Source organism: Caenispirillum salinarum AK4 (genome assembly GCF_000315795.1).
Classification (GTDB): Bacteria; Pseudomonadota; Alphaproteobacteria; order Rhodospirillales; family Rhodospirillaceae; genus Caenispirillum; species Caenispirillum salinarum.
In genome coordinates, this window is sequence record NZ_ANHY01000003.1 from 396,128 (window position 1) to 411,187 (window position 15,060).

Consider the following 15,060-nt stretch of genomic DNA (forward strand, 5'->3'; position numbering starts at 1 on the left):
TTCGTCCATCGGCGGCCGGGCGAAACTCTTTGGCACAGCCGCGAAGTCGGGTACAACAAGGGCCGGGACTATAAGGGAGGCCGAAGACCCATGCACAGGAAACCCGCCGCGATCGCCGCCGCCGCAGCATTCGCCGCCGCCACCGCCCTATCCTCCACCGCCGCACTGGCGCAGGAGCCGGTGAAGATCGGCATGGTCACCACGTTGTCCACCGGCGCCGGATACCTGGGCGACCACGTGCGCAAGGGCTTCGAACTGGCGCTGGAGCAATCGGGCGCCGCCGACCGGGTGGAGCTTCTGGTGGAGGACGACGGTCTGGACCCGGCGCAGGCGTCCCAGTTGACCCAGCGCATGGTGGAGCGCGACGGCGTGAAGCTGATGACGGGTTCCATCTTCTCCAACGTCGCCATGGCGACCATCCCCAAGCTGGTGCGCAACAACGACGTGGTCTACGTCAGCCCCAACGCGGGCCCCGCGCCGCTGGCGGGCAAGGGCTGCCACCCCAAGTACTTCAACGTCGCCTGGCAGAACGACAACCTGGCCGAGGTCATGGGCCAGTACGCCACCGACCAGGGGTATGAACGGGTCTACCTGCTGGCCCCGCAGTACCAGGCTGGCAAGGACAGCCTCGCGGGCTTCAAGCGCTTCTTCAAGGGCGAGGTGGTGGACGAGGTCTACACCAAGTTGGGCCAGACCGACTACGCCCCGGAAATCGCCGAACTGCGCGATGCCGCGCCCGACGCCGTGTACTTCTTCTATCCCGGCGGCATGGGCATCAACTTCATGAAGCAGTTCGCCCAGGCCGGACTGGCCGACAAGATCCCGGCGCTCGGCCCGGCGTTCAGCTTCGACGACACGCTGCTGGACGCGGTGGGCGACGCCGCCATCGGATTCTACAACGGCAGCCAATGGTCGCCGGACCTGGACAACGAGCCCAACCGCAAGTTTGTCGCCGCCTACATCGCCAAATACGACGAATACCCGACGCTGTACTCCAGCCAGGGTTACGACGCCGGCAACCTGATCGTTTCCGCCCTGACGGAAACGGGCTGGAGCACCGACGACACCGACGCGCTGGCCGCTGCCATCAAGAAGGCGGAGTTCGACAGCGTGCGCGGTGACTTCCGCTTCGGCAACAACAACCACCCGATCCAGGACCTGTACGTGCGCGAGGTCTACAAGGACGAAACCGGCAACATCACCAACCGCATGGTCGCCGAGGTGTTCGAGGACCACCAGGACGCCTATGCGGCTGAGTGCGAGATGTGAATGAGCGCTGACGCGCTTGGGCTGCCGCCCAAACCCGCTCGGGAGCGGAAGCTCCCGAACCCTCACTTCTTTTAATAGAAGACTGAGGGGGCCGGGGAGCTGTGCTCCCCGGTGAGGGGGATCGGGGGACCGAGGTCCCCCGCGTCTGCTTGGAACCTGAACCGTATGCTTCTTTTCCTCGAACAGCTCCTGAACGGCGTGCAGTTGTCGGTGACGCTGCTGCTGATGGCGTCGGGACTGACGCTGATCTTCGGCATCATGAGCCTGCTGAACCTGGCCCACGGGTCGCTGTTCATGACGGGTGCCTTCGTCGCCGCCTGGGTGAGCGGCGAGACCGGCTCGTGGGCTCTCGGCCTGCTGGCGGGTGCGGGTGCGGCGTTCGCCGTCGGGCTGCTGATCGAAACCGTGGTCATGCGCCGGCTGTATGACCGCGACCACCTGGATCAGGTGCTGGCGACCTTCGGCCTGATCCTGTTCTTCAACGAGATGGTGCGCCTGGTGTGGGGTATCCGGCCCATGCGGCTGGACGTGCCTGATGCCCTGTCAGGTTTCGTGGAGGTCGTGCCCGGCGCCCCCTATCCGGTCTACCGGCTGGTGGTGATCGGCGCCGGGCTTGCCGTGATGCTGGCGTTGGGATGGCTGGTGCGCGGCACGCGCATCGGCATGCGCATCCGCGCCGGCTCCGTGGACCGCGAGATGATCGGCGCGCTGGGCGTGGATATCGGCAGGCTCTATTCGCTGGTCTTCGCGCTGGGTGCCCTTCTGGCCGGCCTGGCGGGCGTGCTGGCCGGGCCGTTCCTGGCGGTGCAGTCGGGCATGGGGGAGCCCATCCTGATCCTCGCCTTCGTCGTCGTGGTGATCGGCGGCATCGGGTCGTTGAAGGGGGCGGTCGTCGGCTCGCTGGTGGTCGGGCTGACGGACACGCTGGGGCGCGTCTACCTGCCCGACATCCTGGCCTTCCTGTTCGGCGAGGGTGCGGCCGAGGCGGGCGCGGCGGCGCTGTCGTCCATGCTGATCTTCCTGGTCATGGCCGTGGTGCTGGCGGTCTTCCCCTCGGGCCTCTACGGGCGCAAGGGATGACCATGCGGCCCGACGCCCTCACCCTTCGCCGCCGGCTGATCCGCGACGGCCTGCCCATGCTGCTGCTGGCGGTGGCGCCGCTGGCCGCCATGGCGGTGGATGCCGGGTGGCTGGTGCCGGTGTTCACGCGCATGGCCGTCTTCGCGCTGGCCGCCATGGCGCTGCACTTCATCCTGAGCATCGGCGGCATGGTGAGCCTGGGCCACGCCGCCTTCTTCGCCATCGGCGGCTATGTCGTCGGCATCGGCAGCCAGCACGCCTACGACGAAACGCCGGCGCCCCTCGGCCTGCCCGGCTGGAACGACATGCTGATTTCCCTGCCGGCGGCCTTCGCGGTCGGCGCGCTGATCGCCGTGCCGTTTGGCTGGCTGAGCCTTCGCACGCGCGGGGCCTATTTCATCATGATCACGCTGGCGCTGGCGCAGATGATCTTCTACCTGCTGGTCTCCTTGCGGGCCTACGGCGGGGAGGACGGCATTTCCATGTGGTGGGGCCGCAACACGCTGGCGGGGCTGGAAATGTCCGACCGGCTGGCGCTGCACGCCGTCTGCCTGGTCATCCTGGCGCTGGCTTGGTGGGTGCTGTCGCGCATGACCGCCGCCCCCTTCGGCTGGGTGCTGGACGGCGCCCGCCAGAACGAGGCCCGGATGCGGGCGCTGGGCTACCGGCCGCTGGCCTACCAGATCGGCGCCTTCGCGCTGTCGGGCGGCATCGTTGCGGTGGCGGGCGCCTTGATGGCGAACGTGGACGAGTTCGTCAGCCCCGGCCTGGGCCACTGGACGGTGTCCGGCGAGCTTCTGGTGATCGTCATCCTGGGCGGGCTGGGCAGCCTGTCGGGTGCCGTGTGGGGCGCGCTGGTGCTGCTGGGGCTGGAGGAAGTCCTCATGGAGTTCACCCAGCACTGGGCCGTCATCATGGGGCCGCTGCTGGTGGTGATCGTGCTGTTCGCCCGCGGCGGCGTCGGCGGGTTTCTCGATCGTTTGAACATGGGGAAACGGCATGACGACGCCTGACGCCCCGGTCCTGGAAGCCCGCGACCTGCACAAGAGCTTCGGCGCCCTGGTCGCCACCAACGGCCTGTCGCTGACGGTGCGGACCGGCCAGATTCACGCGCTGATCGGCCCCAATGGCGCGGGCAAGTCCACCGCCATCGCCCAGCTTGCGGGGTCGCTCAGGCCCGACGCCGGTGAGGTGCTGTTCTCCGGCCACTCCGTCACGCGGCTGGACGAGGCGGGCCGGGCGCGTCTGGGGCTCGCACGGTCCTTCCAGATCAGCGCCCTGTTCCCGGAAATGACGGCGTTGGAGAGCGTCATGCTGGCCGTCCAGGCCGGCCGCCGCCACCACGCCCGCTTCTGGAAACCCGCCAGCGCCGACGACTCGCTGCTGGAGCCTGCCCGCCAGGCGCTCTACACGCTGGGCATCGGGCACCTCGCGCGCACGCGGGCATCCGACCTGGCGCACGGGCAGCGGCGGCTTCTGGAGATGGCCATGGCGCTCGCACGCGAGCCCCGCGTGCTGCTGCTGGACGAGCCCATGGCGGGGCTGGGTTTCGTGGAGACGCGCAACCTGTCGGCCGTCATCCACGCGCTGAAGGCCGACATGGGCATCCTGCTGGTGGAGCACGACATGGACGTGGTCTTCCGCCTGGCCGACGTGGTGACGGTGCTGGTGGACGGCGCCGTCATCGCCAGCGGCCCGCCCTCGGTCATCCGCGATGACCCGGACGTGCGCCGGGCGTACCTGAGCGAGGACGACGCATGCTGATCGAGGCACGCGACCTGTCCGCCGGCTACGGCGACGTGCGGGTGCTGGAAGACATCTCCCTCGGCGTGGCGGAAGGGGAGATCGTCGCGCTGCTCGGCCGCAACGGCATGGGCAAGACGACGACGGTGCGCGCCCTGACGGGAATGCTGCCCGCCATGGGGGGATCAGTGCTCATGAACGGCACGGATGTCACGGCCCTGCCGTCCCACAAACGGGCGACGCGGGGTCTGGGGCTGGTGCCGGAGGGTCGGCGCATCTTCCCCAACCTGACGGTGGCGGAAAACCTGCGCGCCACCGAACGCCCCGGCCGCTGGACCTACGCCGGCGTGCTGGAACTGTTCCCCCGCCTGGGCGAGCGCCTGGGGAACCTGGGCAGCCAGCTGTCCGGCGGTGAGCAGCAGATGCTCGCCATCGGCCGGGCGCTATTGACCAACCCGTCCATCCTCATTCTGGACGAAGCGACCGAGGGCCTCGCCCCCGTCATCCGCGCGGAAATCTGGCAGACACTGGCGCGGCTGAAGGACGAGGGCCAGGCCATCCTGCTGGTCGACAGCCGCCTCGGCCCGGTGCTGCGGCTGGCCGACCGCGCGGTGGTGCTGGTCAAGGGCCGCATCGCCTGGGAAGGTGCCACGGCGACTCTGCGCGCGGACGAGGACTTGCAGCGGAAATATCTGGCGGTGTGACGGTGCGGGCGACAGACATCGGGCCGCGGACCGCCGCCTTCGAAAGAGGGTGTCAAGAAAACGGCTGACTGCCAGAAGAGGCGTCGCAAGGGCGGCTGACGGAGTGCGTGGGCCCCAGCTTTCGCAGGGCGACGGATTTCTTGAGATATTGTCCTAGAACAAAAGAATCACCCGTCATTCCTGCGAAAGCAGGAATCCACATACGGTGCGGGCCATCCTGCCGCGCTCCCTCTGGTGAACGTCCACCGATTTCCATACAGCCTCGAAAGCGGGAGGCAACGTCCCGCGGTCCACTTCCAGCGTTACCGCCCCGTGTGCTCGTCCCGGACCCCCGGGCGTGACCCAAGCCCTTGAAGCTGGTATGGTGCGGGCCTTCCCGTCCATCCGTTCCACGCAAGGCCGCCACAGGAGAGCGCCGTGCTCGTCCGCGTCTACCGCAACATTCCCCGCAACTGCCTGACCGTCGCCCACATCGGCGACGACGACAACTGGAAGGTCGCCCACTATTCCAACAGCGTGCTGCTGGCCGATGTGGAAATGGTGGTGATCGAGGCGAAGCGGTTCGACTACCTGCGCTCGGGGCGGGTCAACCTGCACGCCTGGCTGGAGGGGCAGCTTGTGGCGGCGGACACCTTTGCGCTCGATGACGCCGAGGCACCGCGCTCGGACATCGTGGAGAACCGCTTTCCCTGGGTGCCCGAGGCCGATGTGGTGGCCGAGGTGGCGCGCGACTGCACGGCGGTCGGCTACAATCCCGACCGGGCGCGGTTCTTCTACGAGAAGGAAACCATGGACGCCATCGAGTCGGCGCCGCTGACGCTGGCCGAGGCGCCGGCCAAGTGCTACGCCTTCGCTCCCGACGACGTGCCGGCCGACGTGGCGCTGGACCAGCTGCTGAAGGAAGCCGCCTGATCCGGCGGCCTCGCTTTGCAGCTGTGGGGGGTGCAGATGTGCGGGGTCAGACGGTCTGCCTGACCTTCAGTTCCTCGTGGCTGTCCACGAAGTGCTTGAGCACCAGTTTCAGCTTGGCGGCGTGCGCCATGTGGCCGTGCGCCTTGGCGGTGGCGATGTCGTCCAGGATGAAGCGCTGGACGCACAGGCTGCCGTCGGGGCACTGCATGATGTAGTTGCCAAGCTCCGCCGCCACGATCTCGGGGATGTGCTCGTGCTCGGCGATGGCGTCGATTTCCTCGGGGCTCAGTTCGCTCATGGCGATGCAGTCGTCAATGGACAGCATGACGAACGTCTCCTGCTCGTGACCCGCCGCCGCGCCTGGCCTGTGCCGGTATCCCCGGTCTTGTCCTGGGCGGTTGCGCGGCGACCTCCCGTGCGGCGGTCCGCATGACACGCCGCATGTCGGGATAACCGCCGAGGCCCCGATTCGATCCGCGTTGAATCGCCGAAATTCGTTACGGGTTTAGATCGCGCAGCGCGAACAGGGCCTTGGACTTGAACTCCCTGCGGTAGAGCACCAGAGCCACCCCCGTGGTCAGCACCGCGAAGACCGCCGGCCCGATCAGCCACCCCAGCGCCGCCAGCGCGAAGAAGTACGCCCGAAGTCCGCGGTTGAAATGGTGGCCGGAGCGCGCCGACAGCATCGCCGCCACTTCGGCGATGCGCTTGCTGTGCGCGCTCTCGCCGTCCGCCGCCGCCGGCAGCCCGCCGACGGTGATGGAGCAGTAGTTCGCCAGGCGGAAGGCCCAGGCGAACTTGAAGAAGGCGTAGATGAAGATCACCAGCAGCCCGGCGGTCTTGATCTCCAGCGCGGCGGGCTGGGCGGCGTCGGTCAGCGGCAGGCGGGCCAACGCCAGCGCGCTCTGGTCGGCCACACCGATCATGGCAATCAGGCCGCCGATGACGAAGATGGTCGTCGACGAGAAGAAGCCCACGCCCGTCAGCAGGTTGCCCAGGATGTTGGTGTCTATCATGCGCAGGTCCCGCCGGGCGGCCTCGTGCATCCAGGCGCGGCGGCGGGCGTTCATGGCCGCCGTGATGCTGCGGGCGTGCGCCGGCCCGTGGTCGGCATAGGCAGTGTAGGCCGCCCAGACGGCGAAGAACCAGACGAGCGCGGCGCCGTCCCAGACGTCGATCCATTCCAGCATGTGCGGGTAAGGCCCCCTCGGTGATCCATCGGGGGCAAGGGTAACCCGGCCGCATCGGCGGGGCTACCGCCCCCGTCGCTCCGGCAGGGGGGAAGGGTCGGGCGGCGACGGGGGCGGGTGCCAGCGCGGCAGCCGTGCAAGACGGCGGAGGAAGGTGATCAGCGCGCCCCCACCTTCCAGGCTGACCCTCAAAGCGTCGCCGTTTCGGCCCGTTGCGAACAGTGTGCGGAAGGGGCAGCGGCATCGGCAGCCGGCGTACCCCGTCGGACGGTTCCGCCTCCGCCCTCCCGACCAGCCGCCAGGTCCCCGGTCCCGGCGGCCGGCGGGGCTAGAGCGGCATGCGGTCCTGGACGGCCTCGATGCCGGCCTTGGCGCAGGCGGCGTCGTCCTCGCCCGTGGGTGCGCCCGAGACGCCGACACCGGCGATCAGCCCGCCGTGCCATTCCATGGGCTCGCCGCCGCCGAGCATGAGCACCCCGGGAATGTCCCGCGCCCCCGACTGCTGCTCACCGGCCGCGGTGTTGGCGATCAGGTCCACGGTGGGCGTGCGGAAACTGACGGCGGTGTAGGCCTTGCGGATGGCCGTCTCGGGCGTGTGCGGCCCGGCATAGCGGGCGCGGATCAGCGACTGCGGCACGCCCCAGCGGTCGGTGACGGCCACGGCGACCTGATAGCCCTGCTCCAGGCAGTGCTGCATGGCGGCCTCTGTGATGGCGTGCGCCAACTCGGGCGTGAGCGCGTTGTGCTGGACGATGGCGTCCTCCTCGCTCTGCGCCAGGGCGGGCCCCGTGGCGGCCGTGGCGGCGAGGGCGGTGCCGAGGGCGAGGGCGGCAACGGCCATGTGCTTACGCTGTATCATCGGCGTTTCTCCCTGTGTCTCCCTGTCTGCGCCCGTCCGTCATGGAGGGGCGCGCAGAAAGTGTAGCACGGCGAAGAAAGGGGGCCGATGCACCGGCGGCGTCCTCCGAAAGGGGAGGGTGCGTCAGGTCAGCGCCACGACACTGGCGATGATGCCGGCGGCGACGGTCACAATGCCCACGACGCCGCCGCCGATGGCGCCCTGGCGCCAGAGGACAACAGCCATCGCCACGATCAGCGGCGCCAGCGCCAGCATGGCGAATTCCTTGTCGGTCATCCTGAAACGACTCCATGCGAAGGGCGGGCGGCCGATGATCGCCTCGCCCCGCCGCCGCGCGCCTTGATCCCCGACAAGGGGAAAGGCACCCTTCTGGTGCCACCGAAGAGGGAGGACCCATCCGCATGTCGCTGACACAGGACCGCGCCGCCTTGATCCGCACGGAATTGAAGGCCGTCGACGGCGCCCCGCCGCGGCCGAAGGACCCGCTGCCCAAGCATCTGAAGATGGCGCGCTCGCCGTTCCGGTTCTTCCGGGGCTCGGCGCAGCTGTTCTACGCCGACCTGGCATCGGGGCTGCTGCCCGTGCCGGAGGCGCTGCGCGACGTGCCGCTGACGCGCGTGCAGGGCGACTGCCATTTCTCCAACTTCGGCTTCCTGACCGAGGAAGGCTCCCACGGCGATGCCGTCATCTGGTGCCCCAACGACTACGACGACGCCTGCATGGGGCGGACGGCCTGGGACCTGCTGCGATTCGCCGCAAGCCTGGTGCTGGCGGCGGAATACGCGGTCGGCGTCTGCGGCGGCACCTACGAGATGGAGGACGACGACCCGGTGCCGCCGGGCACCGCCCCCGAACCCGAGGCTGCCGCGCGCGCCATCGAGTCGTTCCTCACCGCCTATGCCCGCGCCTGCGCCGACGTTGTGGGCGACCCGGACGCGCGCGACCGCGTCATCGGCGGCTTCAAGAAGAAGCACGCCCTGGGCCCGGCCGAGCGCAAGGCCCGCAAGCGCACCGCCGGCGGCAAGAACTTCGAGACCAAGTCCAGCCTCGCCAAGGCCGCCGAAGTGCGAGACGGCGCCTGGCGCTTCCGCGACATTCCGGGCCGTCACGGCCGTCTGGACGCGGCGGAAAAGGCCGACATCGTCGAGGCGTTTCGCCCCTATGTGGACGACGCGATTCTGGACGTGGTGCGGCGCCTGGGGGCCGGAACGGGATCGGTCGACGTCGACCGCTATTACCTGCTGGTGGGGCCGCCCAGGCTTGACCCAACGCGGCCGCATCTCAACCACGTGGTGGAGGTGAAGCGGCAGAAGCCGGCGGCGCCGCTGCGGCACTTCCCCGACATGAGCCCCACCAACCGGCTGGACCCCGCCCACCTGACCGTCGACTGCCAGCGTGTCATGCAGCGCCGCCCCGACATGGTGCTGGACGAGGCCCGGTGGCGCGGCCACCACTGGCTGATCCGCTCGCGCCACTTCGCCCGTGTCGGCCTCGACCCGGAGGTGCTGATCTGCGAGAAGCCGGCGCGCATGATCGAGGAATACGCCGAAGCCTGCGGCGAGGCTCTGGCCCTGGCGCACGCGCGCGGCGACCGGCGCTCCACCGACCTGGAAGCCGCCATGGCCGAGGCGCTCGCCATCGACCGCACGCGCGAAACCATCAACCGTGCGGCTGTCGACTACGCCGCGCAGGTGGTGGAGGACTGGGCGGCGTTGCGGGGACTGCTGAACGACGGCTGAGGGCCGGGTTGACGGGCGAAGAAGCCAAGGGCTCCCTCGCCCGCCCCCGGACGGGAATGCCTACCGTTCGGGCTTGAGGGCGGCGGCCGGTTCCGCGCAGGTCGGCGCCGCGGCGGCGGGCTGCGCCGGGGCCGTTTCCGGCAGGCGCGGCAGGTGCGGCGGCGGACCGAAAAGCTGCCGCGACAGGTCCACCATCTCGGCGTCGAACAGGCTCAGGTATTCGGTATCGTCGGCATAGGCGCGCCAGCGCTCGGTCACGCGCATGGCGCCTGCACGGCCGTCGTAGGCCAGCCCGTCGAAGGAACTGCCGCCGTTGCAGGCGGCCACCGTCTCGATGCCCGCGTCCGTGAAGGACAGGCCGAGCCGTGCGGCAATCTCCGCCCGGTACGCCCGCTCCGAGGCCCAGCGGTTGTAGAGGATGGGCAGCGGATGCCGGCGGCTGCCCTTGCGCGGGCGGGTGTTCAGCGCCTTCAGCGCGGTGCGGGCATGCTGCTTCCACATGCGGGCGGCGGTGGCCCGGGGCAGGTCTGCACCCATGGCCCGGCGGCTGGCGAACAGGTTGAACGGGTCGCGCAGGATGACGACGTCCAGGCGCCGGCCCGAGGGGCCGACCCAGGCGTCGTGGCGGTCTTCAAAAACCCGGCTGAAGGCGTGGGCGTTGTAGCTGTCCTCGTAGGAGTGCAGCAGCAGGTCCTTGGGACTCAGCCGGCCGCCGGCTTCGGCATCAAGGTCGAAATTCTCCCACGAGGCCCGCCATGGTCGGCCGTCGCTCAAGGGCCGGCAGCTTTCGAAGGGATTGGTCTTGCCCTCGGCGCAGTTGAGAAAACACACGCGGCCGTCGGCCTGCCGCATGATCCAGTCGATGATGGCGTGGTTGCCGCTGCGCGACATGCCGCTTAGTCGGATTTCCGTCCTGTTCACGGTCAGTCCGTCCTCCTGTGGCAGAAGCTGTTGTTTTCACCGGGATATTCGGCCCCCGGTGATAAGGCTGCCTGAAGTAGAACGCCACCGTTTTTTATGGCCATCTTAGGCTCTTCTTCTGTATCTTCCCGCTGCTGTCCAAGTCTTTCGATGGAATCAGGAACTTGATCATGTCCCGCCGCCGTTCGTCTTCCCGTGCTGCCGTCACCCCGGCCGATGCCCTGCGCCTGACGCGCAGCGTGGTGACATCGGGCGAGATGCTGACGGCGGCGGCGGCCACGATCAGCCTGCGCACGTCGGCCTTGGGCCTGGCGGCGCTCGGCCTTGTGCCCCACGATGCGCGGGAGTCGCAGCGCATGGTGGCGGAGAAGGCGGAAGCCGCCGTGGACGCGGCCACGGCCGCCGCCGCCGCCCTGCCGGCGGCGCAGAGCCATGTGGCCGGGGCCATGGCCGCGCACTGGATCGAATGGGGCCGCTGGGCCGCCATGCCCTTCGCCGCCGCCCCGCCGGTTGCCGCTACGGCAGGGCTGTCGACGGCGGCCTGGACGGCGTGGCTGTCGGCCTATGACGCCGCCCTGCGCCCCTACCACAAGCGGACCACCGCCAACGCCCGGCGCCTGTCGCGCAAGGGCGGCAAGAAGGCCTGATCCGCATGGCGTTTCCGGGTAAGGCGAAAAGTAAAAAGGGCGTATGGGCCGTCCGTCCGTGATGCCGTTTATGCACAGTCGGGGCGGCGCCTAGTCAACAAGAAGTCGAGTCCCATGCCGTATTTTTTCGCCGACTTCGCGGTAGCGCAACAGGCGCTGCGCGAACGGCGTTGTGCGGGAAAATTCTGGGAGTTCGAACCATGGCGACTTCATCCAATGTCCGCCGCCACGGCCAAAGCGCCCGCCAGGCTGGTCGCGAGGCCGGGCGCCAGGCGGAAAAGGGCGGCCGCAAGGGCCTCACCATGCTGGCCCGGGCCGGCTACGCGGCGCGCGGCATCGTCTACATCGTCGTCGGCGTGCTGGCGGTGCTGGCGGCCATTCAGGGTCTGGGCGTCTCCACCGGCGGCGCCGAGGGCAGCACCACCGGCACCAAGGGCGCCATCCAGGCGATCCTCGACCTGCCCGCCGGCACGTGGCTGGTGGCGGCCATCGCCGTCGGCCTGCTCGGGTTCACCCTGTGGCGGCTGGTTCAGGGCTTCGGCGACGCCGACAGCCACGGGAGCGATGCCAAGGGTTGGGCCATCCGTCTCGGCATGGTGTTTTCGGGGATCATCCATCTGGGCCTGGCGCTCTATGCCGCCTCGCTGATCTGGACCGGCCTGGCGATGGCGGGCGGCGGGTCGGGCGGTGGCGGCGGTGGCGGCGGTTCCGCCGGCGTCACGGCATGGATCATGCAGCAGCCGTGGGGCTACTGGGTGATCGCGGCCTTCGGCGTCATCGCCATCGGGGTCGCCGGATCGCAGGTCGTCAAGGCGGTGAAGAAGAAATACAAGGACAAGCTTGATCCCCGCGCCGCCAACTCCGGTTGGATCGACAAGGTCGCCCGCTTCGGGCTGGGCGCCAAGGCGCTGGTGCTGGCGATGGTGGGCGTGTTCCTGATCTCGGCCGCCTTCGGCTCGGGCAGCGCCCAGTCCGCGGGACTGCCGCAGGTCCTGGCGACCCTGCAGGCTCAGCCGTACGGCGCGTGGCTGCTGGGCATCACGGCGGCCGGGCTGGTGGCCTTCGGCGTGTTCGGCCTGGTGCAGGCCAAGTACCGCATCATCCCGCAGCCGTGATGGCGCCGAAAACGGAAACGGGGCGGCGGCCCGCCATTGGACCGCCGCCCCGTTTTCGTGTGACCGGCCCCCACAAGGCCCCGGGAGCCGTTCAGGATCTGTCAGCGCGTCGTCCGGCCCTTTCCCTCCCCGGGCCGGCTGCGGCTGAGATCGTCGCCGTCGTCAGGCGCTGTTTTCGAGAAACGTCAGGATCGCCGCCTGCTGCTTCTTGCCGAGGCGGTTGAAGGCCACCAGCAGGCGCAGTTCCTCGGTGCTGATGGCGTTCTCGCCGCTGGACTGCGGCAGGGTGTCGGCGCCTTCCTGGAAGTCTTCGAAGAAGAACGACACCGGCACCTTCAGCACCCGCGCGATCTCCCACAGGCGGGAGGCGGAGATGCGGTTGGTGCCGCGCTCGTACTTCTGGATCTGCTGGAAGGTGACGCCGATCTGCTCGCCCAGCTCCTGCTGGGTGAGGCCGAGAAGCGTGCGGCGCAGGCGAACGCGGCGGCCGACATGGCGGTCGAGCGGGTGACCCTCGCGGACGGCATCCTGTTCGGGCGCCGCTGCAGAGGCCTGATTGGGGAGGGGCATCATGGTTCCTCGCAATGCATAGTTACGTACGACGACTTCATGCTACCTATTGCTTCCATGCCCCCGCAAGCCCTATCTTCACGTTAGAGGAAGTAATTCGAATAAAATTGCGCCGCATAACTGTGTGTGGTGATCTTGCAATTATTTGGAGTGGGCGACCTTGGTCTTAAGCGGCCGCAGTCGCCTGTAATGGGGGCGCCTGCAGGCCTGGCTGCGGTATTATGATACGCTCGGGTTGAGGCGAGGGAAGACTGCCATGTCCATTGCGCAATTCGTGGAGAACTCTCAGCAAGCCGGGTCGCTGGACGACCTGCGCGCCCTTCTGGTGGACGAGACGCGGGCACACGGGTTCGACTACACGGTGTATTGCCAGGTCTCGCGGTACCAGGCCAGCGGCGATCCCGCGAGCCTGGTTCCCGTCAGCACGCTGCCGGAGGTCTGGGTGGCGCACTACCTGCGGAACGGCTACAGCGACATCGATCCCGTCATCCACCGCGCCCGCCATACGGCGCGGCCTTTCCTCTGGCGGGACGTGTGGGACGCCGGCCTGCTGCGCAAGCAGAAGGACCTGCGCGAGGAGTCGTCGATGGTTGGGCTGCGCAGCGGCGTGACGGTTCCCCTGTTCGGGCCGGGCGGCCAGGCGGCGCTGCTGTCGGTCTCAGGTGCCGATGCCGAGGCGGAGCGGCCCGATGTCGCCCGCGCCATCGGCGCCATCGGCATGCAGTTTCAGCTGGTCTACCAGGATCTGGCCCAGGAGGAGCCCGACGACGCGGTGCCGGCGTTCGTGCCCCTCACCCCGCGCGAGCGCGAGGTGCTGCTGTGGGCGGCGCGGGGGAAGAGCAACTGGGACATCAGCCAGATCCTCAACGTCTCGGAAAGCGCGGTGAACTTCCACATCACCAACGCCATGCGCAAGCTCGAGGCCAGTTCTCGCGTCCTGGCGGTACTCAAGGCGATCCGCCACGGCCTCATCATACCGTGAAACGGCGTCAGCCCTTCTCCTCAAGCGCCTCGCGGCGCAGTTCATAGAGCGCCACGGCGGCGGCGTTGCTGACGTTCAGGCTTTCCATGGCGCCGGTCATGGGCAGGCGCACCAGATGGTCGCAGGCCTCCCGCGTCAGGCGCCGCATCCCCGTGCCCTCGCTGCCGAGCACCAGCACGACCTTGCCGCTCAGCCCGGCACCCGCGAGCGTGGCCGGAGCGTCGGCGGCCATGCCGGCAACCCACCAGTTCTCGGCCTTCAGCTTCTCCAGCGCCTGCTTGAGGTTGCCGACGCGCACCAGCGGCACCCGCTCCACCGCACCGGATGCGGACTTGGCGAGCACCGCCGTTTCCTCTGGCGCGTGGCGGTCCTGCGTGAGCACGGCCAGCGCCCCGAAGGCCGCCGCGCTGCGCAGGATGGCGCCGACATTGTGCGGGTCCGTCACCTGGTCCAGTGCAAGGATGACGCCGGCCTCGACGTCGGCGGCCTGGCGCAGCAGATCCTCGATGCCGGGGACGGGCAGGGGTGCGGCCGACAGTGCCAGTCCCTGATGGACGGCACCGGGCGGCAGCATGGCGTCCAGTTCCGACTTCTCCGCCACGCGCACGACGGGCAGGTCGTCGCGCGCGTCCAGCAGGGCGCGCAGGTCCTCCAGCGCCTCCCGCGTGCCCACGACCGTGCGCACCTTGCGGGCCGGATTGGCGAGCGCGGCCTCCACCGGATGGCGGCCATAGAGCCAGCCCTCTCCGCCGGCCGAGGCGCCCGCCGGCGCGGTCCCGCGCGGCGGCTTGCCGCCCGCGCGGCGGTGGGGCTTTCCTTTGGGCTTGTCGCGGTTGGCGGCCATGGGGTGTCCTCGGTGTTTGGGGAAAAGCGGCAGCGTCCGCCCGCGGCGACGGCGCCGCTAACATTTGTGCCCTAAACGCTTTTTTTCTCGTTGACAAGGTGCGCCGTTTCCAATAGTTCAGGGCCTCCGTTGTCGCGGCGATCCCACGGGACGCGGCGGACGATGGAGGGGTGGCCGAGTGGTTAAAGGCACCAGACTGTAAATCTGGCGACGTAGTCTACGCAGGTTCGAATCCTGCCCCCTCCACCACATTCCCTCGCCGCGATCGGCGGTGTCGGCGGGACGACGGGGCTTGCGGGTGTAGCTCAATGGTAGAGCCCCAGCCTTCCAAGCTGGTTGTGCGGGTTCGATTCCCGTCACCCGCTCCAGCTTCTTCGCATTGTCTCTCCGACAATTCCCTACTTTCAGGCGCACCTCCAGGACACGGGTTGGAAGATGGCCAAGGAAAAGTTTGAGCGCTCGAAGCCGCACTGCAACATCGGCAC

General features: G+C 68.9%; 17 protein-coding genes and 2 tRNA genes. 12 read left to right on the top strand and 7 right to left on the bottom strand.

Going from position 1 to position 15,060, the window contains the following annotated elements:
• Positions 1-90: 90 nt before the first annotated feature.
• The 6 genes from C882_RS03335 (at position 91) to C882_RS03360 (ending at position 5,708) form a co-directional block, all read left to right on the top strand.
• Positions 91-1,269 carry an ABC transporter substrate-binding protein gene (locus C882_RS03335; RefSeq protein WP_009539130.1) on the top strand — a complete coding sequence of 393 codons (1,179 nt, stop codon included), beginning with the start codon at positions 91-93 and terminating at the stop codon, positions 1,267-1,269.
• Between the two features lie 165 nt (positions 1,270-1,434).
• Complete coding sequence (locus C882_RS03340) at positions 1,435-2,349, top strand: branched-chain amino acid ABC transporter permease (RefSeq protein WP_009539131.1); 915 nt, start codon at positions 1,435-1,437, stop codon at positions 2,347-2,349.
• Positions 2,346-3,362: a branched-chain amino acid ABC transporter permease gene (locus C882_RS03345; RefSeq protein WP_009539132.1), complete on the top strand. Its 1,017-nt coding sequence runs from the start codon at positions 2,346-2,348 to the stop codon at positions 3,360-3,362. Before C882_RS03340 ends, C882_RS03345 begins: the two co-directional genes overlap by 4 nt.
• The gene (locus C882_RS03350; protein WP_009539133.1) at positions 3,349-4,113 is read left to right on the top strand and encodes an ABC transporter ATP-binding protein; all 765 of its coding nucleotides are present in this window, start codon (positions 3,349-3,351) and stop codon (positions 4,111-4,113) included. Before C882_RS03345 ends, C882_RS03350 begins: the two co-directional genes overlap by 14 nt.
• Positions 4,107-4,796, top strand: a complete 690-nt coding sequence (locus C882_RS03355) for an ABC transporter ATP-binding protein (protein WP_009539134.1) — start codon at positions 4,107-4,109, stop codon at positions 4,794-4,796. The genes C882_RS03350 and C882_RS03355 overlap by 7 nt, the downstream gene beginning before the upstream one ends.
• Before the next feature lie 417 nt (positions 4,797-5,213).
• Complete coding sequence (locus tag C882_RS03360; RefSeq protein ID WP_009539135.1) at positions 5,214-5,708, top strand: hypothetical protein; 495 nt, start codon at positions 5,214-5,216, stop codon at positions 5,706-5,708.
• A gap of 46 nt (positions 5,709-5,754) precedes the next feature.
• Here the strand turns inward: C882_RS03360 and C882_RS03365 are convergent, their stop codons facing one another.
• The 4 genes from C882_RS03365 to C882_RS24900 all read right to left on the bottom strand — a co-directional run bounded on the left by C882_RS03365 (position 5,755) and on the right by C882_RS24900 (position 8,033).
• Positions 5,755-6,033: a hypothetical protein gene (locus tag C882_RS03365; RefSeq protein WP_009539136.1), complete on the bottom strand. Its 279-nt coding sequence runs from the start codon at positions 6,031-6,033 to the stop codon at positions 5,755-5,757.
• A 172-nt stretch (positions 6,034-6,205) separates the two neighbouring features.
• Positions 6,206-6,898 carry a DUF599 domain-containing protein gene (locus tag C882_RS03370; RefSeq protein ID WP_009539137.1) on the bottom strand — a complete coding sequence of 231 codons (693 nt, stop codon included), beginning with the start codon at positions 6,896-6,898 and terminating at the stop codon, positions 6,206-6,208.
• A 328-nt stretch (positions 6,899-7,226) separates the two neighbouring features.
• On the bottom strand, positions 7,227-7,757 hold the full coding sequence (locus C882_RS03375; RefSeq protein ID WP_009539138.1) for a GlcG/HbpS family heme-binding protein: 531 nt from the start codon (positions 7,755-7,757) through the stop codon (positions 7,227-7,229).
• 123 nt (positions 7,758-7,880) lie between these two features.
• Entirely contained in the window at positions 7,881-8,033 is a 153-nt protein-coding gene (locus C882_RS24900) for a hypothetical protein (RefSeq protein WP_009539139.1), read from the bottom strand.
• Positions 8,034-8,158: 125 nt separating this feature from the next.
• On the opposite strand from C882_RS24900, the gene C882_RS03380 reads away from it, so the two are divergent.
• Positions 8,159-9,496, top strand: coding sequence for a DUF2252 family protein (locus C882_RS03380; protein ID WP_009539140.1), 1,338 nt, complete (start codon positions 8,159-8,161; stop codon positions 9,494-9,496).
• A 60-nt stretch (positions 9,497-9,556) separates the two neighbouring features.
• Here the strand turns inward: C882_RS03380 and C882_RS03385 are convergent, their stop codons facing one another.
• Positions 9,557-10,387 carry a hypothetical protein gene (locus tag C882_RS03385; RefSeq protein ID WP_043643166.1) on the bottom strand — a complete coding sequence of 277 codons (831 nt, stop codon included), beginning with the start codon at positions 10,385-10,387 and terminating at the stop codon, positions 9,557-9,559.
• A gap of 200 nt (positions 10,388-10,587) precedes the next feature.
• Between C882_RS03385 and C882_RS03390 the strand changes: the two genes are divergently transcribed.
• Both C882_RS03390 and C882_RS03395 read left to right on the top strand, forming a co-directional pair.
• Positions 10,588-11,064, top strand: a complete 477-nt coding sequence (locus C882_RS03390) for a hypothetical protein (RefSeq protein ID WP_009539142.1) — start codon at positions 10,588-10,590, stop codon at positions 11,062-11,064.
• A gap of 200 nt (positions 11,065-11,264) precedes the next feature.
• Positions 11,265-12,179 (top strand): DUF1206 domain-containing protein, encoded by a 915-nt coding sequence (locus C882_RS03395; protein ID WP_009539143.1) that lies wholly within the window; start codon positions 11,265-11,267, stop codon positions 12,177-12,179.
• A 162-nt stretch (positions 12,180-12,341) separates the two neighbouring features.
• Here C882_RS03395 and C882_RS23825 read toward each other — a convergent pair whose 3' ends face one another.
• Complete coding sequence (locus C882_RS23825; protein ID WP_085952415.1) at positions 12,342-12,752, bottom strand: helix-turn-helix domain-containing protein; 411 nt, start codon at positions 12,750-12,752, stop codon at positions 12,342-12,344.
• A 253-nt stretch (positions 12,753-13,005) separates the two neighbouring features.
• On the opposite strand from C882_RS23825, the gene C882_RS03405 reads away from it, so the two are divergent.
• Positions 13,006-13,731, top strand: a complete 726-nt coding sequence (locus tag C882_RS03405) for a LuxR family transcriptional regulator (RefSeq protein ID WP_009539145.1) — start codon at positions 13,006-13,008, stop codon at positions 13,729-13,731.
• A gap of 7 nt (positions 13,732-13,738) precedes the next feature.
• On the opposite strand, the gene rlmB is transcribed toward C882_RS03405, so the two are convergent.
• The gene (gene rlmB, locus C882_RS03410; protein ID WP_009539146.1) at positions 13,739-14,575 is read right to left on the bottom strand and encodes a 23S rRNA (guanosine(2251)-2'-O)-methyltransferase RlmB; all 837 of its coding nucleotides are present in this window, start codon (positions 14,573-14,575) and stop codon (positions 13,739-13,741) included.
• 164 nt (positions 14,576-14,739) lie between these two features.
• On the opposite strand from rlmB, the gene C882_RS03415 reads away from it, so the two are divergent.
• Positions 14,740-14,824: transfer RNA gene (locus C882_RS03415), tRNA-Tyr, on the top strand.
• A gap of 45 nt (positions 14,825-14,869) precedes the next feature.
• A tRNA-Gly gene (locus C882_RS03420) sits at positions 14,870-14,943 on the top strand.
• Positions 14,944-15,060: the final 117 nt, after the last annotated feature.